We start from the raw sequence: 18150 nt of genomic DNA on the forward strand, positions 1-18150 counted from the left end.
GTCATAAGTGGCCTTTTCGCCGCGGTCATGCGACGGAGTGGGTGATGACGCCGGTGTAGACACCGGCGGTCACACCGGAGAAAGGGATCGACAGCACCAGGGTGGGGATCCAGCTGGCGTTGTTGATCCCCGCCACGGCGGTGTGGGAGAACGCCGTTCGCTGGACGGCGAGGGTGACCCTGCTCGCGGCGGTCGGCTGGCCGGGGATGAAGGTCCCGCCGCCTTGCGTGGCCGTGGCCGGTCCGGACCAGTAGCTCATGTTGGCGCGGCCGATGGTGGCCACCGGCGCGGTGGTGCGGGTGTAGCTGGTCGAGGAGACCGTGGCCGTCCACGCGCCGGAGCCGGGATCTCGGTGGTCGGTCACCGTCACCGTGCCCATCTGCACGGTGCGCTGGCTCCCGGGCGGCCCGCTGCCGAGCGACACCGCGACGGGAGCGGTGATGGTCAGCTCTCCCGCCCTGGCCAGGACGTAGGTGGCCGGTGCGACGGCCGCGGACGCCGAGGGAGCGGGCACAGCGGCGGGCACAGCGGCGGGCACAGCGGCGGGCAGGGCGGCGGCCAGGACGATCGCGGAGGCGAGGGGGTTGGTACGTCTGTGCATTTATGCCCTTCGGGGTTCTCCGCGGCGGCGCCAGGCCACGGCACCGGCGCCCACGAGACCCAGTGCGACGACGATCGCGGGGAGGATCAGCCACGACGTGCCGGACGGGGTGACGGGCCGGCCGATCCCGGCCTTGGGGAAGACGACGGTCGCGGAGACCTCGCGTTTGACGAGGCCGCTCTGCACGACCATGTCCACCTTCCAGGGGCCCTCGGGCAGCCGGACGTCCATGACGACGGCCAGCCGTCCGGTCTCGCCCGGACGCAGCGTGACGCCCAGCTGCGCGGGGTAGGGGCCGGCGCGCAGCCCGCCCGGCCCCTCCGACAGCGACAGCGAGCCGGACAGGTCCAGGGCCCGGCCGCCGGTGTTGTGCACCTGCGCGGACAGGACCGGGCGGCCGGTGGCGTCCCGTTCCGGGGTGAGACGGTCGACGCTCATCGCGGACGGCGGCTCGCCGCCCGGGCCGATGTCGAGGTACATCCGGATGCCGACCCGGCTGGCCAGGCCGACGTTGTGCACCCGGTCCGGCTCCGCGGTGGTCTGCGCCCAGATCACGCCGTACCGTTCGCCCTTCCACGCGTCGGACGGCACGCGCGTGGTGAACCAGGCCCGGCGGGCCTGCCCGGGAGAGAGGTCGATCTCCGCGGGCGTGACGGTGGTCCAGCTCGACAGCTCGTTCGGGGTGCGTTCGGGCGCGAAGACGAACGCGTGGTCGCGGATATCGGCCGCCGCCGGATAGAGCGAGACGCGCATCCGGTGCCCGCTGGTGTTGGACACCTCGATCCGCCGCTTGATGGTGGTGCCGGGATCGAGGTGGTCGACCACGCCCTTGAGCGCGCGCGGGTCGTCGCGGCGGGCGAGAGGTGCGTCGACCAGCCGGATGCCCAGCCCCTGCCCGGAGTCCCCCCGATCCGCCGTGACCGCCGCGGCTGCCACGGCGGCGGGGCCCGCGGCGGCCGCGAGGGTGGGGCCCGGGACGGCCGCGAGCGCCGCGCCTGCCGTGCCCGGCACGGCGAGCAGGACGCCCGCGGCCCAGCCGATGAGCCGGTCAGGCAACAGAGTGCGTCACCGTGCCCGAGTAGGTGCCGAGACCCGCCGACAGCGGGATGTTCACCGAGATGGTGGGATTCCAGGTCGCCTGGCTGTTGCCCGTGCCGCCGGTGTAGGTCATAGCGACCCGCTGCACGTCCAGGGTCCCGCCCGGCCCGGGCGACAGCATCCCGTCGCCGACGATCAACGTGCCGGGGCCCGGCGTGTAGGTCGCCGCGGAGGCCGGGACCGTGTCACTCGGACCCGCGAAGGCCGTGGACGACACCCGCGCCGTCCAGGCCGAGGTGGGCACACCGCCTCGGGCGTCGGTCACCGTGACCGCGCCGATCGGCCCGCTGACCGTGCCGCCCGCCGCGGCGCTGCCCAGGCTCACCGGACCGGCGGGGGCCGTGATCGTCAACGCGCCCGACGTGACCGTGAAGGTCACCGTCGTGTCCGCGGCGTCGGCGGCCGGACCGGTCAGCACCGCCGCCCCGAGCGCGATACCCGACACCAACGCGAGCGGCCTGAGTCGCATGCTCGTCCCCCGAATATGTCAACGCCCAGAGCATGGGCGGGAGCACAAAAGATCAGTTCAGGGAACGATAGAAAGCGGAGGGCGTTTCCTCCGGACAGGGCGCACACGTGGATACGGGTCGCCGACCCCGTCCCGACGAAAGCTTGAACGTGGCCGGATCAGGGGGTCGGAGAGGTCACGGGGTGACGACGCACTTGACGAAGCCGTCCGGGCGGTCGCGGAAGTATCCGAACCCCGTGTCGACGTCCTCCAGCGCGACGGTGTGGGTGATCAGCGGCTCGAAGGTCAGGCGGCGGTCCGCCATCATCCGCAGCCCCTCGGCCATGGCGGCCATGAGGCGCCACCGCTGCCCGGTGAAGCCGTTGACGATGGTCACCCCGCGATACCACAGCTCGATGTCCAGCTCGCGCGGGCCGTCGTGGTGGTAGCCGGCGACGCACAGCGTGCCGTGCGTGGTCACGAGGTCACCCGCGAGCTTGAGCCCGGCGGCCTTGCCGGAGAACTCGACGACCACGTCGAACGTCCCGCGCAGGCTCTCGGCGGCCTCCTCGGGGGTGTGGACGTCGCTCGCGCCCAGCTCGGCCGCGAGCTCGCGGGCCAGGGGCGCCGGGTCGACGCCGGCGAGACGGGCGGGCGCGCGGTCGGCGGCGACCTGCAGGGCGGCCAGGCCCATGAATCCGAGCCCCACGACCGCCACGCGCTGCGCCGGCCGCAGGCCGCACCTCGACAGCGCCTCGACCACGCAGGCCAGCGGCTCGCCGAGCACGGCCCGGCTCGGCACGTTGGACGGAGCCGGGAGCAGCTCCCTGGCGTTGACGTTCACCGTGTCGGCGAACGCGGGAGACGCGAAGCCGGTGACGCGGTCTCCCCGGGACCATCCGTGCACGCCCGGGCCCAGCTCCACGATCTCGCCGCTCAGCTCGTGCCCGAGCCGGCGCGGCGCGGCGCCGTCGTGCTCCGCCCAGGCCGGCAGCTCGGAGACGCAGATCCCCGACGCGAGCGTGCGTACGCGGACCGCTCCCGGGCGGAGAGGCGCGTCGGGGGCCTCGACGACCTCCGACCGGCCCGGGGCGACGACCTGTGAAAACCGCATGTTCTCCTCTTCCGATCCGGATCAGCCCAGGCCGCGGCGGGCCAGCTCGACGGCTCCGAGGACGGGCGGGGCCTGGAGCAGCGTGGCCGTGACCGCCGGGAGCAGGGAGCTCAGCTCCTCCTCGAACGCCCTCATCAGGCGGGGCTGGTTGGCGATGACGCCGCCCGCCACGACCACGGCCCCGAGGTCGGCGCCCCGCCCGGCCAGGCAGGACACGAGACGGGCCAGTGACCGGCCGCCCGCCGTGATGACGGCGTCGGCGGTCGCCGACCCGGCCTCCGCGGCCGCGAAGACGACCGGGGCGTGGACGCCCCAGGTCTCGACTCCTCCGTTCCAGCTCATCGCCGCCGCCAGCTCGGGCAGGCCGGTGACGCCGAAGGCGCGCAGCAGGGCGACATCGAGCCCGTCGCCGGGCGCGCCCTCGTCGGCGCGGGCGAGCACCGCGCGGGCCGCGTCGCGGACGAGAGCGGACCCCGATCCCTCGTCGCCGAGCACCCATCCCCAGCCACCGGCGGACAGGTATTCGCCCGTGTCGCGGTGCCTGCCCACGGCGATGGCGCCCGTGCCGGAGATGACGCCGATCCCCCCGGCCAGGCCCGCGGCCGGGACGAGCAGTTCGGCGTCGTTGACCACGGTCACCGGCGTCGCCAGCACCCGGACGAGCTCTTGGGCGAGCCGCTCGAACTGGCCGGGGGTCTCGCAGCCGTGCGCCCCCACGACGACGTGCCGCACGTCGAGGTTCCGCGCCTTGATGTTCCGCGCCTTGATGTTCCGCGCCTGGATCTTCCGCGCCTGGGGGCCCTGCTGGAGCAGCGGGTGGAGCCGCTCCGACAACCAGGCCGCCGCCCGGGGAAGGGAGGCCGTCTGCCAGCCGGTGCTGGGCACCGTCAGGTCGGCGAGGATCTCGCCGTTCGACGCGTCCGCCAGCTGGATCCGGGTCTTGGTGCCCCCGACGTCCACGCCGACCACCGCCGGGCTCATCCGATGGGCTCCTCGATCTTGGTGTCGGTGTTGTCGAAGACGAAGTCCTCGATCGCCACACCGCGCACCATGGCGAGGGATCCCGCGAGCCGTTGCAGTACGGCGGTCTCGAGGACCGTGCGGACCGGCATCGAGACGCCCTCCGGGATGCGCACCACGTGCAGGTGGTCGCCGGGGTCGACCGCGGCCGAGGTGACGCAGAGCGTGAGGTGGCGGGCTCCGGCGAGGCTCCGCGCGATCTCCAGCTCCCGGCCGTCGCCGATGACGACGTGCAGGGTCTGCCCCGCCGACTCCATCTCCCCGTGCAGGTAGTTGCGGGTGACCAGGGCGGAGGCCGGCACCCGGCACACCTCGCGGAGCAGCAGGGCCCCCGATTCGGAGGCGGAGCGGGAGGCTCCCGACGCGACGATGTCCGCGGCGACCACCCGCCCGGCGCGGCCCGCCACCTCGTCCACCACCGGCGCCAGCGCGCGCTCGTGGCGGGTGAGGACGTCGGCGATGCCGGTCCACTCCGCGGCGACCTCCGCCGGGGACGTGCCGAGGATGGTGCGGGCGATCATCGCCAGGGCGATCAACGTGCCGGTGTAGCCGATGGTCGAGGCATAGCTGTCGGGCTCGTTGCCGAGGTCGACAGTGTGTGCCGCTGTGTAGCCGAGACGGGAGGGCACGACGTTGACCACGGCCGCCCGCCGCTCTCGCGGCACCATGGCCAGCGTGTCCACCGTCTCCGGGCTGCGGCCCGACTGCGAGACCCCGATCACCAGGTCGGCGTCCGCGAGCGCGACGCCGGAGCCGATCTCGCTGGCCAGTTCCTGGCGGGCCGGCACCGCCCCGTCGGCGAGCATCCGCAGCGGCAGGGCGAGCGCGGCGTAGCTGGCTCCCATGCCGACGAAGACCGGGCGGGAGCGGCCCGTGAACACGTCACGGCCGGCCCGGAGCTGGGCCGCGACCCGCGCCGCGACCCGCTCCAGCGCCGCCGGCTGGGCCGTACGGCCGTCGACATAGGGGATCCGTTCTCCCGGCATTCCGTCAGTTCCCTTCAACACACATAGGCGAGCGCGGCACAAGCCTAGACCAGACGTTTCGAATCAAATACCACGGCATACCACATGATGCCGTGCGGAAAACTGGTATGGATCAGGAGTTCGGACAGCACGAAGCCGTGGGACCGCACGACGCGCGCCCCACGAGAGACAGGCCCGTCAGGCGGGGCTCGTTCCCCCTCGTACGAAGGAGGTGCGCAGGCGGTAGCGGTCGCCCCTATAGGTGATGGTCGAGACCAGGACGACCCGTCCGACGGCGTCGACCATCGACTGGTGCATCACCAGGACGGGATCCCCGGGGGTGAGGTCGAGGTGCTCGGCGATCCCCTCGGGGCAGCCCTTGGCCTCGATGACCGACTGGGCGACGACGGGCTCGGCTCCCCCGGCGGTGAGCTCCTCGATCAGCGACGCCTTGCCGAAGTCGGTCTCCGGGAGCCGCGGCGCGACGTTCAGCACCACACGGGAGGAGTCGACGCCGACGGGGACGCCGTCCAGCATGCGCACGCGTTCGAGCACGAAGAGCCGCGTGCCCGCCGCCACGCCGAACTGGTCGGCCTCGTCGAGGGAGGCCTCCTTGACCTCGGCGCGGATCACCCGGGAGGTCGCGGTCAGCGCCTTCCGCCTGGCCGTCTCGGTGAACGACTCCAGCGAGTTGGGCCAGTCGCGGTCGGGCCGGCCTGCGACGTACCAGCCTCGCCCGTGGGACGACCGGAGCACGCCCTGCTCGACCAGGTGCTGGAGCGCACGCCGGAGCGTCACCCGGCTGATTCCCATCTGGTTGCACAGCTCACGCTCGGCGGGCAGGCGCCGTCCGCTGGCAAGGGCCCCCTCGCGCACCCGGCGCTCGATCAGTTCGGCCGCTTGCACCCACAGCGGTTCAGGGCTGTCCGAAGCGATGAGACTCGCCTGAGACACCCTATTCACCCGGTCCACGTCCTTTCGTCCCCCGCCCACCTACCGGCGAACATAATGTCATTCTCACACCGGATCCGCCCGGTGGGACTTCACCCATGGCGATCGCCCACCAGGCGATCGAATGCCGCGTCCAGCTCCGGGTTCGCCCGGCGTCGCGACGGCTCTTGGTCGAACCACGCGACGATCTCCCGCGCCCCCTGCGCAAATGGAACTTTTGGCGAAAAATCGGGCACCAGCCGCTTAATTCTAGAGTTGTCGTAAATGACAGAGTGCCGGAAATCCTCCTGCAGAACCGGCCCCATCCAGGCGATTTCCCGGCCGATGTCCTCGCTCGACCGGTGCACGATCCGCGGTGTGGCTCCCGCGGCCGCGGCGAGGCACAGATGGATCTCGTCCCAGGTGAGAATCTCGTCCGACGTGATGTGCACGCTGTCGCCCACCGCGTGACGGTTGCCGACGAGGCCGATCAGGCCCCGGGCGAAGTCGCGCGCGTGCAGCAGGTTCCACAGCGAGGTCCCGTCGCCGTGGACGACCACCGCCTTGCCCGCGCGCCACCGCTCGATGGCGGTCCACCCCGCGAGCAGGGGCAGCGTCGTCCGGTCGTAGACGTGTGCCGCGCGCACGATCGTGACCGGGAAGTCCTCGTAGCGGTACGCCTGTTCGAGCGCCTCCTCGCAGCGGAGTTTCTGCGCCGGATATTCGAAACCGTTGTTGCGCCGCGCGGAGGACTCCACGATCGGCAGCGCCGGGGCCGGGCGGGCGTACACCGATCCGGTCGAGATGAAGATGTACTGCCCGGTGCGGCCGGCATATCTGGCCACGTCGGCCCGGACGTCGTCGGGCGTGTAGCCGATGAAGTTCACGACCACGTCGAACGTCTCGTCCCCGAGCGCCGCGCGCATCGACGCGTCGTCCCGCACGTCGGCCTCGACGGCGCGTACGCCCTCGGGCAGGGGCCGCGACGTCGTGCGGCCCCTGGTCACGGCGGTCAGGTCGAGACCCGCCGCGACGGCCTCACGGGCGCAGGCGGCGCTGAGCACGCCCGTTCCGCCGAGGAAGAGCACCCGCTGCGCGCTCATCGCGGCCCCACCTCCCCGCCGGTGATGCGTTCCACGGGCTCCCTACTCACGGGTTCCCTGCCCACCGCCAGGCCACGGCCGACGAGGAACTCGTAGCAGCGGCGCAGCAGTGCGTACATGTCCTGGCGGGACCGGTCCGCCTCGACGATGTGCCATCGGATCGCCGGGTTGGCGTGGACCACGCTCTCCACGTCGACCACGCCCTCGCCGAAGGGGACCATGTAGTCGTCCATCCCCCGGGCCGGCCCGTCCTTGAGGTGCACGAACTCCACGCGGTCGCCGAGCGAGGCCGCGACGGGGGCCGGGTCGAGCCCCGCCGTACGGACCCAGTAGACGTCCAGCTCGACGGCGACCGCCGGATCCAGCTCGCGCAGCAGGAGGTCGTAGGCGCGTTCTCCGCCGAAGACGTTCTCGAACTCGGCGAAGTGGTTGTGGTAGGCGATGCGCATGCCCCGCCGGGCCGCGTTCGCCGCCGCCTCGTTGACGCGCTCGACTCCCCGCAGCACGCCGTCGCGCGTGGTGAACTCCTCCGGCTCCATGCTCCAGACGAGCGTCTCGACGCCGAGCTCCTGGTGCTCGTCGAGGATCGCCTCGGCCGCGTCGCCGGCTGGGAACGGCGCGTGGGCGCTGCAGAACTCCAGCCCGAGGCCGTCGGCCACGTCCCGCACGACGGACGGCTTGTGGCCGTACAGACTGATCGGCTCGACCGCGAGATAGCCGAGCGCCGCGACCCGTTCGAGCACGCCGAGCAGGTCGCGGGAGGCCTCCTCGTGCAGGGACCACAGCTGCGCGGCGATCGGCGCGGCGCCGCCGTTCGCACCCGAGCCGCTCACGCCGCACCTCCGATGATCTTGCCGTTGCCGAGGGGCCAGCGGGTCGACCACGTCATGATCTCGTCCTCTCCGACGCCCGCCGCCCAGAGCGTCGCCTGGCGGACGAGCTGCCGGAAGCCGGGATTGCCCCAGGCCCGCGCGTCGTGTCCGAGCGCGGAGTAGCAGACCCGGCCTTCGCCGTGGTCGCGCACGTAGAGGACCGGTTCGGTGCCGTCGTCGCTCACCCGCTCGGCGAGCACCCGGACGTCGGGGCCGTATTCCAGGACGTAGAACTCGTCGTCGATGCCGAAGTCCTCCATGTGGCGGGTGACCGGGTGGTCGCCGCACAGCCGGACGTCGAACCGTCCCTCTGAGCCGGAGGTCCCGTGGGAGAGGTAGCGGGAGCCGACCAGCTCGAACGCGACGCGGTCGGCCTCCAGGCCGCCCTCGCCGAACCCGAACAGGTTGCTCGCGTGCAGGACGACCAGCCCCTTGCCGGCGGCGACCAGGTCGGACAGCGCCTGCTGCTCCCGGGGGTGGAAGACGATCGACGAACGGTAGACGACGTAGACGTCGGCCTCCGCCGTGGCGGGGGTGAGGTCGGCGAAGCGCTCCATCCCCACGGCCCTGGCGGTGGGGAGCCCCGCCTCGGTGACGATCTCCTGGAGCGCCAGCGCGGCGCCGATCAGGTCGTGGTGGATGTCCGTACCGTCGACGATCACCATCGCGGACGGCGAGCGTCTCAACTTCATCGTGGATTCCTTCGGTTGTCCTGGCGGCCGGGATCGCCTAGCCGGCCAGCGCGGCCGCCTCGGCGTACTCCTTGGCCATGCGGTCGCCGCCGGCGACCTTCCACTTCTGCACCGCCGACGTCAGGCTGGAGGCGGGCTCCCGGCCGAGGAACACCGCGGTGATCGCGTCCTGCATCTGCTGCTCCAGCGACGCGCCCTTGGTGTTGAACGTCTCGGAGTAGAGGTGCTGCGCGGGGTTGTCGAGGAGCATCGGCACGGCCTTCTGCTGCCACTCGTAGTTCAGCTTGTCCACGCCCGGGGCGCCCTGCGGGTCGCACAGCACCTGCGGGCCGCCCACGATGTAGGCCAGGCCGAGGTCCTGCTCGCGCTGCCCGCGGGTGGTGAGCACGGCGACCCCGTCCTTGACCGTGTAGTCCGCGCCCTCGACCCCGTAGCTCATGATGAACGACTCACGGGAGCCGAACGGCGCGGCGATGTAGTCGAGGACCCGGAGGAACATGTCGATCCGGTTCTTGTCGGTGGTCTTCTTGATCATCGTCATCGCGTACGCGCCGCCGCCGGTCCAGTGGACGCCCTTCCCACCGTCCTTGCCGAAGGGCACCATGATGTCGAAGACCACGTCCTTGTCGTCGGCCACGATGCCGACCGCGCGGTTGCCGTCCCAGAGCATCGCCAGCTTGCCGCCCCGGAACATCGAGTCGCGCTGGGTCTTGTTGCTCATCAGCGTCGGAGTGTCGGGGTGGAAGCAGCCGCTCTTGTAGAGGTCGGCGAGCTCCGCGATGGCCGGAACGAACGCCTCGTGCTCGTAGGCCGAGACGAAGGTGCCGTCGCTGCGCTTCGTCCACTTGTTCGGGACTCCGAACATCATCATCATGAAGTCGGCGATGTTGCTGCCGAACGCGTAGACGCCCGCCTTGGGGTTGGTGACGGCCTTGGCGAGGTCCTTGAACTCCTGAAGGTTCGCCGGGTGGGGGTTGCCGCCCGCGGCCTCGATGACGTCGGTCTTCGTGTAGATCTGCGACGTGAAGATGGGGTCGGACTTGGGCACGCCGTAGATGCGGCCGTTGAGGTAGCCGTTGAGCCAGGCGTAGTTCTGGATGCCGGCGAGGTTGGGGTATTTCTTCACCGCGTCTCCCGAGAGGAACTCGCTCAGGTCGGTGAACTGCGCCTCGGCGAGCTGCGGCAGACGGGAGACGTTCATGTACATCGGGACGGAGACGAACTCGGGCAGGTCGTCGCCGGCGACCAGGGCGGGGAACTTCGTCTGGAAGCTGTCGAACGGCACCTGGACGGGCTTGACGTTGAGGTTCAGCTCCTTGTTGAGCAGCTGCCAGTAGGGGCTCTCACTCACCGGCGGCGACGGCTGGCCGTAGGTCATGATCAGCACGTTGAAGTCGCTGCCGTCGCCGACCTGCCCGTTGACCGTACGCGGCCCGTCCATGGGGAAGGACGCGTAGACGTCCATGACGCCCTGCGCGTTGCCCTCCAGCAGGGGCTTCGGCTTGACCGGCGGCACGTACGTCGGCAGCGGCACCGCCTTGGCCGCGCCGGACGAGGCGGCGCCGCCGCCACCGCTCTCCGAGCCGGAACCGCAGGCCGCGAGCACCCCGCTCATCGGGACGAGCGCGGCGGCCAGACCGGCGCCCTTCAGCAGGCTCCTGCGGCTGACGCCCTCGTTCGAGGCCGAGAATCCGGATCGATTTCTGATCCCCATGATCTGTTCCTTTGTTTTTTCTGATGGGAGGTGCCGGAACACGACCTAGCCCTTGATGGCCCCGGTGAGCATTCCCTTCGACATGTGCTTCGTCAGGAAGGGATAGACCAGCAGGATCGGCAGCGTGGCGATCGCCACGAGGGCCATCTGGACGGACTGGGCGGGTGGCGCCACATATCCGGGAATGGCGGCCGCGTTCGAGGTGACGTTGTTCTGCAGCACGAATGTCCGCATCACGAGCTGGAGCGGCCACATCTGGGTGTCGTTCAGATAGAGCAGCGGGCTGAAATAGTTGTTCCAGTAGCCGACGGCGAGAAAGAGGCCGACGACGGCGATGACGGCTTTCGACAGGGGCAGCACGACGGACCACAGAATCCGCCACTCACCCGCGCCGTCCATTCGCGCGGCGTCGAAGAGCTCCTTGGGGATGCCCTGGATGAAGCCCCGGACGATGACGATGTTGAACGCGCTCACCGCGCCGGGGATGATCAGCGACCAGTAGGTGTTGAGCATGCCGAGCTGCTTCACCATGAGATAGACCGGAATCATTCCCGGGCCGAAGAGCAGGGTGAGCAGCACGAACGACAGCAGGCCCCGCTGGAAGAGCGATCCCCTGCGGCTCAGGCCGTACGCCGCGAGCACCGTGCAGAACAGGCTGAACGCGGTGCCTACGGCGGTCACGCCGACGCTGATGACGATCGACCTGGCGACCTGGGTGCCGTTGAAGATCTGGTGGTACGCGTCGAACGAGATCTGCGTGGGCCACACCACGTAGCCGCCGTTCGCGTCGATCTCCTGCTTGGTCGCCAGGCTCGTCGAGACGACGACGAGGAACGGGAAGATCACGACCGCGCTGATCAGCACGAGGGCCAGCGCCTTGAGCGCGAGGGCGACGGGCTTCGGTTTGCCGAGCCAGACGGGCCGGCCGGGGTGGCTCATCGCTTGTACACACCTTCCTCACCGAACCGATGGGCGATCTTGTTCGCCGCGAGGACGAGAAAGAGACTGACGACGCCCTTGAGGAGGCCGGCCGCGGTCGCGGTGCCCCAGCTCCCGTCGACGACGCCGTTGTAGTAGACGAAGGTGTCGAGCACCTCGGCCGCTCCCGGGCCGACCGCGTCGCGTTGCAGCAGGATCTGCTCGAACCCGACCGTCAGGGCGTCGCCCAGCCGCAGGATGAGCATCAGCACGATGATCGGCCGCATCCCCGGCAGCGTGACGTGCCAGAACCTGCGCCAGGCGCCGGCGCCGTCCATCGCGGAGGACTCGTAGAGGGCGGGGTCGATGGCCGCGATGGCGGCGAGGAAGATGATCGTCCCCCAGCCGGCGTCCTTCCAGATGGACTGGGTGGTCAGCAGCAGCTTGAACGTGTCGGGGTTCGACATCACGTCGAACGGCGAGAGGCCGTGTGTGATGAGGAACCGGTTGATCACCCCCGCGCCCCCGAGGACCTGCTGGAACAGCGCCACGATGATCACCCAGGAGAGGAAGTGGGGCAGGTAGATCACCGACTGAACGAACCTCTTCGCCACCGGCAGTGCCACGGTGTTCAGGAGCACCGCCAGCAGGATGGGGACCGGGAAGAACAGCACCAGCTGCAGGAACGTGATCTGCACGGTGTTCCACACGGCGGTCCAGAACGACGGGTCGGAGAACAGCGCCGTGAAGTTGTCCCAGCCCACCCAGTCGGATCCGGTGAACCCGAGAAACGGGACATAGTCCATGAATGCGATCACGCTTCCCAGGAGCGGGACGTACGTGAACAGCAGGAGCACGATCGCGGCCGGCGCGACCATCAAAAGCAGTGGGGCGTCCCGCCACAATCGTGCGAGAAACGGCGTCTTGCGTTGAGCCGGCCGCGTTTCCCCGCCTTCTGCGAGCGCACGAGGCAATGCCTGCTTGACCGTCATGGGCACCTCTAATCGAGCTGCGTGGATCGCCGTCGCCTCGGTGCGACATGGGCAGATACCAGCGAAGTACCGGGAAGATACCACTTGCACCAAATCAAGACAAGAAGTACCTTCGCGGTCACATGCTGGTGCGCCGGCATCTTCGGACTTCGGACCGACCGACCCGACGGGACACGCTTTGGACCCCTATTCCGCCCTTCTTCCCCAACCCCGACAAGCCCTTTCGAGCCCGGGAAAATGCCTGCTCAACGCGGGTACGGCCGTCAAGGTCGCGGGGTCTCCGGCAACCGAGGCGCTGCTGAGAAGGTTCGTCTCGGGGCTGCCGCTGCCCGTCGCCGGACCCGAGGGCGATCCAGCTAATACCACTCAGACCACTTGGGTTTCCGTGACCGAGACCGACGACGCCCCGGGCGCGTACCGGCTGGAGGTCACCGAGTCGGGCGTCGACATCCGCGCCGGCGGCTTCGAGGGCGCCGCCGCCGCGCTGACGACGCTCCGGCAGCTGATGCCCGCCCAGGCGTGGCGGCGCGAGTGGGCGGGGGGCGCGGGCGGCTGGGCCGTGCCGTGCGGCACGGTGGTGGACCACCCGGCGTACGAGTGGCGCGGGGCCATGCTCGACGTGGCCCGCCACTTCTTCCCCAAGCAGACGGTGCTGCGCTACGTCGACCTGCTCGCGGCGCACCGCTTCAACCGCCTGCACCTGCACCTGTCGGACGACCAGGGATGGCGTGTGGAGAGCCGGCGCCATCCGCGGCTGCACGAAGTGGGGAGCTGGAGGCCGCTGACGCGGCTCGGCCCCGACGGGGTCGCGGACGGCACCCCGCACGGCGGCTACTACACGCTCGACGACCTCGCCGAGATCTCGGCGTACGCACGCGCCCGGGGGATCACGATCGTCCCGGAGATCGACGTGCCGGGGCACACCTCCGCGCTGCGCGCGGCCTACCCGGAGCTGGGCCGTCCGGGCCAGGAGCAGGCCGTGCTCGACACCGTCTGGGCGGGCGGGTCGTCCATCAGCCCCACCCGCCCGGTCGTGGCGTTCCTCCAGGACGTCCTGGAGGAGATCCTCGACGTGGTCGACACGCCGTACGTGCACCTCGGCGGGGACGAGTGCGACATGGGGTGGTGGGCGGACGACCCCGCGATCGCCGCGGAGATGGCCGAGCACGGATACGCCGACGTGAAGCAGATGCACGGCCACTTCCTCCGCGCCCTCGGCGGGTTCCTCGCCACCCGCGGCGTGCGCATGGTCGTGTGGGACGAGGGCTTCGTGACGGGCGGCCTGCTGCCGGACACCATCGTCATGGCGTGGCGCGGGCACGAGGTGGCGGGCCGGGCCGCGGCGTCGCACGACGTCGTCCGCACGCCGTTGTTCCCCACGTATTTCAACTTCGACCAGTCGGACCTGCCCGAGGAGCCCCGCTCGGAGGGCGGCCCGATCACGCTCGGCGACGTGGCGGCCTTCTCCCCGGCTCCCCCGGAGTGGCCGGAGGACCGGCGCGGGCGGGTCCTCGGCGGCCAGTTCCAGATCTGGACCGAATGGGTGCCCGGCGAGCGACGCCTCGACTACCTGGCCTTCCCCCGCGCGTGCGCCCTCGCCGAGGTGCTCTGGAGCGGGCAGGTCGACGACTTCGCGGACTTCGAGCGGCGGCTCGCCGTCCACCTCGAACGGCTCGACGCGATGGGCGTCGGCTACCGCCCGCTCGCGGGGCCGCACCCCTGGCAGACCGGCGGCACGGGGGTCTGGCGGCGCTCCGGGCCCGGCCGGATCGAGGAGACCAAGAAGTGGGTGGAGTCCGTCTCCCGCGAACCCTGATCCGGTCTGACAGACTCCCTGGTCAAGACCCGGAAACTCCTATTGCGAACGGAAATGTGACCTGATGACGCAGCATGCGAACTTCCTGTGGGGCACGGCCACCTCGTCGTACCAGATCGAGGGCGCCGTGAGCGAGGACGGGCGCACCCCGTCCATCTGGGACACCTTCTGCGCGACCCCCGGCACGGTGGCGGACGGCGACACCGGCGCCGTCGCGTGCGACCACTACCACCGCATGCCCGAGGACGTGGCGCTCATGGCCGAGCTCGGGATGGACGTGTATCGCTTCTCCCTCGCCTGGCCCCGCGTGCAGCCGGACGGCACCGGCCCGGGCAACCCCGCGGGCATCGCCTTCTACGACCGTCTCGTCGACGAGTTGCTGTCCAAGGGCATCCGCCCCTGGGTCACGCTCTACCACTGGGACCTTCCCCAGGCGCTGGAGGACGCGGGGGGCTGGCCGAGCCGCGACATCGCGTATCGCTTCGCCGACTACGCGGCCATCGCCTACGACGCGCTGGGCGACCGGGTGGACCAGTGGACGACGCTGAACGAGCCGTGGTGCTCGGCCTACCTCGGCTACATGGCCGGCAAGCACGCCCCGGGCCGCCAGGACGCCCGCGCGGGCATGGCGGCCCTCCACCACCTGCTGCTGGGGCACGGACTGGCGGCGCAGGTGATCCGCGAGAAGGCGGCGGCGAGCGGCCGCTCCGACCGGCTTGAGGTCGGCATCACGCTCAACCTCGGGCCCAAGGTGCCCGCGAGCGACTCCCCCGCCGACGTCGCCGCCGCGCGCTGGGCGGACGGGTTCGACAACCGGCTCTACCTCGACCCGCTGATCCGGGGTGAATACCCGGCCGACATCGCCGGCAAGCTCGCCGAGCTGGGCTGCCCGCTCCCGGTGCAGGACGGCGACCTCGCGGTGATCGCGCAGCCGCTCGACGTGCTCGGCGTCAACTACTACTCCTCGCACATGATCCAGGCCGGGCCGGTGGGCCAGAACGGCTGGCCGTCGCCGGTCGTCGTGCGCCGCGACGTCCCGCGCACCGCGATGGACTGGGAGGTCACCCCCGCCGCGCTGACGGACCTGCTGCTGCGCCTCGAACGGGAGTATCACGGCCCGGCCTGGTACATCACGGAGAACGGCGCCGCGTACGCCGACGTGGCCGACGAGAGCGGCTACGTGGACGACGTCGAGCGGGCGGAGTATCTGCGCACGCACATCGACGCGGCGCTGGAGGCCCGCGCGCAGGGCGCCGACGTCCGCGGCTACTTCGCCTGGTCGCTGCTCGACAACTTCGAGTGGTCGTACGGCTACGACCGCAGGTTCGGCATCGTCCGCGTCGACTACGACACGCAGCGGCGGACGCCGAAGCGCTCCGCGCGCTACTACGCCGAGCGCGTCGCCGCCGAGAAGGAGAAGGCCGAGAAGGAGAAGGCGGAGAAGGGCCGGGCGTGATCACCGTTCTCACCAGCCACCTCGGCTACAACACCGGGAGCACGAAGAAGGCCGTCGTGCTCCTGCGTGGCCCGGTGGCCGTCGAGGGTGCCGCTCTCGTCAACGAGGAGGACGGCACCCGGATCGACCTCGCCGTGGGCCCGGAGGAACGGGTCGACGGCTGGTCCCTCGGCACGTTCCGGCGCGTCGACTTCAGCCGGGTGCGGACCGAGGGCCGCTATCGGGTGGAGGTGGTCACGGCCGACGGGGTCCGCGCAGGCGAGCCGTTCGTCATCGGCACGCGGCGGGTGCAGCACATGACGCTGTCGGACACCCTCTACTACTTCAAGGCGGTGCGGTCGAGCGGCGAGATCGACCGCAAGGACCGGCACGCGCGGTTCTACCAGGACGACTCGGAGGACGACTCGGAAGACGACTCGGAGGACGACTCGGGCCGTACGGTCGACGCGCGCGGCGGGTGGCTGGACGCCTCCGGCGACCACAGCAAGTTCCTCAGCCATCTCAACTACACCCGCATGATGAACCCCCAGCAGACGCCGCTCTGCGCGTGGGCGTTCATGGCCGCCCGCGACCGGCTCGCCGCGAACCATCCGGAGCTGTCACGCAGCCTGGGCGCGCGCATGCGCGACGAGGGCCTCCACGGCGCGGACTTCCTGGTGCGCTTCCAGTCCGAGGAGGGCTACTTCTACACGGCCATCTTCGACGCGCTGACGAAGGACCTGGACGAGCGCGTGATCAACGCGCCACTGCAGGACAGCGTCAGGACGACCCGCTGGCAGGCCGCCTACCGCCAGGGCGGAGGCATGGCCATCGCGGCGCTCGCCCGCGCGGCGACGCTCGACGACCACGGCGACTTCACTCCCGAGGAGTATCTGGCGGCCGCCCACCGCGGGTTCGCCCACCTGGAGGAGCACAACCTCGACTACCTCTACGACCGCACGGAGTCGGTCATCGACGACTACTGCGCGCTCATGGCCGCCACCGAGCTGGGCCGGGCCGCGAGCGTCGTGCCCGGCGCGCCCGATCCGGCCGCGTACAAGAAGGCCGCGCGGCGGCGCGCGGAGTCGCTCATCGGCCGCTACACCGACACCGGCTTGGGCTTCGGCTGCCTGAAGGGCGATGTGGAGGGCCGGCCGTTCTTCCACGCGGCGGAGGCCGGTCTGCCCGCGGTGGCCCTCATGCGGTTCGCCGAGACGTACGACGGCAGCACGCTCGCCGGCCAGGCTCGTGTCACGGCCCTCGCGCTCATGCGCGACGCGGCGCACCTGGCCGACGAGGTGCCGAACCCCTTCGGCTACGCCCGGCAGTACGTGCAGCCGGCCGGCCGGCCGCCGCGGACGGCCTTCTTCTATCCGCACGACAACGAGACCGGCTATTGGTGGCAGGGCGAGAACGCCACGATCTGCTCCCTCGCGTACGCCGCGCTGCTCGCGGCCGAGCTCCCCGAGTGCGACCCCGCCCTGCGCGACCGGCTGCTCCGGCTGGCGGACGACCAGGTGCACTGGGTGATGGGGCTGAACCCCTTCGACGCCTCGATGATCCAGGGCAGGGGCCGCAACAACGTCGAATATTCCACGGTGTTCCAGAACGTGCCCGGAGGCATCCTGAACGGGGTGACCAGCGGCTTCGACGACGAGCACGACATCGCGTTCATGCCGGACGAACACCGTGAAAGCGGTCATTCATGGCGCTGGGCCGAGCAGTGGATCCCGCACAGCGCGTGGTTCCTGCTCGCCGTCTCGGCGCTCGGTTAGGAGGCGGCCATCACGATCATCCGGCCGTTCCGGCCGTTCGACCTGCCGGGCATGTATCGGGTGTGCCTGCGGACCGGCGACTCCGGCAGGGACGCCACCGGGCTCTACCACGACCCGGATCTGCTCGCGCACGTCTACGCCGGGCCGTACCCGATCGCGGATCCCGCCCTCACGTTCGTCGCGGCCGACGCCGAGGGCGTCCTCGGCTACATCGTCGCGACCGCCGACACGTTCGCGTTCGAGACCTGGCTGGAGGAGAACTGGTGGCCCGCGCTGCGGGAGCGCTATCCGATCGAACCGGCCGCCGATCCGGCGGACGGCAGCCAGGACTGGCAGCGCGTCGCCCACATCCACCGGTCGCGGCCCCGGCACGACGAGCTGTACGACCGCTATCCGGCGCATCTGCACATCGACATCCTGCCCAGGGGCCAGGGCGCCGGGCTCGGCAGACGGCTGATGACCACCCTGCTCGACGCGCTGCGGGCACGGCACGTACGCGGCCTGCACCTGGGCGTGGGCAGCGGCAACCCGGGCGCGTTCGCGTTCTATCGAGCCGTGGGCTTCACGGAGGAACGCCGGGGCGACTGGGGATCGATCATGGTGATGGACCTCCGCGAGTGACCGGCCCGGCCGGGAGACCGGCGCGCCCGCGACCCG

General features: G+C 70.9%; 17 protein-coding genes. 4 read left to right on the plus strand and 13 right to left on the minus strand.

Annotated elements, in window-relative coordinates; all coding sequences use genetic code 11:
* Positions 1-25 precede the first annotated feature (25 nt).
* From FLX08_RS37550 to FLX08_RS37610, 13 genes are all read right to left on the minus strand, one after another.
* On the minus strand, positions 26-601 hold the full coding sequence (locus FLX08_RS37550; protein WP_142625023.1) for a hypothetical protein: 576 nt from the start codon (positions 599-601) through the stop codon (positions 26-28).
* Positions 602-1657 (minus strand): hypothetical protein, encoded by a 1056-nt coding sequence (locus FLX08_RS37555; RefSeq protein WP_142625024.1) that lies wholly within the window; start codon positions 1655-1657, stop codon positions 602-604.
* Positions 1650-2168: a hypothetical protein gene (locus tag FLX08_RS37560; RefSeq protein ID WP_142625025.1), complete on the minus strand. Its 519-nt coding sequence runs from the start codon at positions 2166-2168 to the stop codon at positions 1650-1652. The genes FLX08_RS37555 and FLX08_RS37560 overlap by 8 nt, the downstream gene beginning before the upstream one ends.
* Positions 2169-2343: 175 nt before the next feature.
* On the minus strand, positions 2344-3261 hold the full coding sequence (locus tag FLX08_RS37565; protein WP_142625026.1) for an alcohol dehydrogenase catalytic domain-containing protein: 918 nt from the start codon (positions 3259-3261) through the stop codon (positions 2344-2346).
* A 21-nt stretch (positions 3262-3282) separates the two neighbouring features.
* Positions 3283-4242 carry an N-acetylglucosamine kinase gene (locus FLX08_RS37570; protein WP_142625027.1) on the minus strand — a complete coding sequence of 320 codons (960 nt, stop codon included), beginning with the start codon at positions 4240-4242 and terminating at the stop codon, positions 3283-3285.
* The gene (locus FLX08_RS37575) at positions 4239-5267 is read right to left on the minus strand and encodes an SIS domain-containing protein (protein WP_142625028.1); all 1029 of its coding nucleotides are present in this window, start codon (positions 5265-5267) and stop codon (positions 4239-4241) included. The genes FLX08_RS37570 and FLX08_RS37575 overlap by 4 nt, the downstream gene beginning before the upstream one ends.
* A gap of 177 nt (positions 5268-5444) precedes the next feature.
* On the minus strand, positions 5445-6200 hold the full coding sequence (locus FLX08_RS37580; RefSeq protein WP_208761922.1) for a GntR family transcriptional regulator: 756 nt from the start codon (positions 6198-6200) through the stop codon (positions 5445-5447).
* Between the two features lie 89 nt (positions 6201-6289).
* Positions 6290-7279: an NAD-dependent epimerase/dehydratase family protein gene (locus tag FLX08_RS37585; protein WP_142625030.1), complete on the minus strand. Its 990-nt coding sequence runs from the start codon at positions 7277-7279 to the stop codon at positions 6290-6292.
* A complete protein-coding gene (locus FLX08_RS37590) occupies positions 7276-8112 on the minus strand; it encodes a sugar phosphate isomerase/epimerase family protein (protein ID WP_142625031.1) in 837 nt (278 codons plus the stop codon). Before FLX08_RS37590 ends, FLX08_RS37585 begins: the two co-directional genes overlap by 4 nt.
* Complete coding sequence (locus FLX08_RS37595) at positions 8109-8843, minus strand: ThuA domain-containing protein (RefSeq protein ID WP_208761923.1); 735 nt, start codon at positions 8841-8843, stop codon at positions 8109-8111. Before FLX08_RS37595 ends, FLX08_RS37590 begins: the two co-directional genes overlap by 4 nt.
* Before the next feature lie 37 nt (positions 8844-8880).
* The gene (locus FLX08_RS37600; protein ID WP_142625032.1) at positions 8881-10557 is read right to left on the minus strand and encodes a type 2 periplasmic-binding domain-containing protein; all 1677 of its coding nucleotides are present in this window, start codon (positions 10555-10557) and stop codon (positions 8881-8883) included.
* Positions 10558-10602: 45 nt separating this feature from the next.
* Entirely contained in the window at positions 10603-11496 is an 894-nt protein-coding gene (locus FLX08_RS37605; protein ID WP_142625033.1) for a carbohydrate ABC transporter permease, read from the minus strand.
* Positions 11493-12353 carry an ABC transporter permease gene (locus tag FLX08_RS37610; protein WP_244313178.1) on the minus strand — a complete coding sequence of 287 codons (861 nt, stop codon included), beginning with the start codon at positions 12351-12353 and terminating at the stop codon, positions 11493-11495. The genes FLX08_RS37605 and FLX08_RS37610 overlap by 4 nt, the downstream gene beginning before the upstream one ends.
* 292 nt (positions 12354-12645) lie before the next feature.
* Between FLX08_RS37610 and FLX08_RS37615 the strand changes: the two genes are divergently transcribed.
* From FLX08_RS37615 to FLX08_RS37630, 4 genes are all read left to right on the plus strand, one after another.
* Positions 12646-14283 carry a beta-N-acetylhexosaminidase gene (locus FLX08_RS37615; protein WP_167530730.1) on the plus strand — a complete coding sequence of 546 codons (1638 nt, stop codon included), beginning with the start codon at positions 12646-12648 and terminating at the stop codon, positions 14281-14283.
* A gap of 64 nt (positions 14284-14347) precedes the next feature.
* Entirely contained in the window at positions 14348-15739 is a 1392-nt protein-coding gene (locus FLX08_RS37620; protein WP_142625036.1) for a GH1 family beta-glucosidase, read from the plus strand.
* The gene (locus tag FLX08_RS37625) at positions 15736-17493 is read left to right on the plus strand and encodes a glycoside hydrolase family 9 protein (protein WP_142625037.1); all 1758 of its coding nucleotides are present in this window, start codon (positions 15736-15738) and stop codon (positions 17491-17493) included. Before FLX08_RS37620 ends, FLX08_RS37625 begins: the two co-directional genes overlap by 4 nt.
* A 51-nt stretch (positions 17494-17544) precedes the next feature.
* Positions 17545-18114 (plus strand): GNAT family N-acetyltransferase, encoded by a 570-nt coding sequence (locus tag FLX08_RS37630; RefSeq protein WP_142625038.1) that lies wholly within the window; start codon positions 17545-17547, stop codon positions 18112-18114.
* Positions 18115-18150 lie beyond the last annotated feature (36 nt).

Source organism: Microbispora hainanensis (genome assembly GCF_006874475.1).
Classification (GTDB): domain Bacteria; phylum Actinomycetota; class Actinomycetes; order Streptosporangiales; family Streptosporangiaceae; genus Microbispora; species Microbispora hainanensis.

Bases quoted from the DNA above. Each gene is read 5' to 3' on its own strand.
- FLX08_RS37585 (WP_142625030.1), bottom strand. From the start codon at position 7,279: ATGAGCGCGCAGCGGGTGCTCTTCCTCGGCGGAACGGGCGTGCTCAGC.
- FLX08_RS37575 (WP_142625028.1), bottom strand. From the start codon at position 5,267: ATGCCGGGAGAACGGATCCCCTATGTCGACGGCCGTACGGCCCAGCCG.
- FLX08_RS37630 (WP_142625038.1), top strand. From the start codon at position 17,545: ATGTATCGGGTGTGCCTGCGGACCGGCGACTCCGGCAGGGACGCCACC.
- FLX08_RS37600 (WP_142625032.1), bottom strand. From the start codon at position 10,557: ATGGGGATCAGAAATCGATCCGGATTCTCGGCCTCGAACGAGGGCGTC.
- FLX08_RS37605 (WP_142625033.1), bottom strand. From the start codon at position 11,496: ATGAGCCACCCCGGCCGGCCCGTCTGGCTCGGCAAACCGAAGCCCGTC.
- FLX08_RS37610 (WP_244313178.1), bottom strand. From the start codon at position 12,353: ATGGTCGCGCCGGCCGCGATCGTGCTCCTGCTGTTCACGTACGTCCCG.
- FLX08_RS37620 (WP_142625036.1), top strand. From the start codon at position 14,348: ATGACGCAGCATGCGAACTTCCTGTGGGGCACGGCCACCTCGTCGTAC.
- FLX08_RS37595 (WP_208761923.1), bottom strand. From the start codon at position 8,843: ATGAAGTTGAGACGCTCGCCGTCCGCGATGGTGATCGTCGACGGTACG.
- FLX08_RS37550 (WP_142625023.1), bottom strand. From the start codon at position 601: ATGCACAGACGTACCAACCCCCTCGCCTCCGCGATCGTCCTGGCCGCC.
- FLX08_RS37570 (WP_142625027.1), bottom strand. From the start codon at position 4,242: ATGAGCCCGGCGGTGGTCGGCGTGGACGTCGGGGGCACCAAGACCCGG.
- FLX08_RS37565 (WP_142625026.1), bottom strand. From the start codon at position 3,261: ATGCGGTTTTCACAGGTCGTCGCCCCGGGCCGGTCGGAGGTCGTCGAG.
- FLX08_RS37560 (WP_142625025.1), bottom strand. From the start codon at position 2,168: ATGCGACTCAGGCCGCTCGCGTTGGTGTCGGGTATCGCGCTCGGGGCG.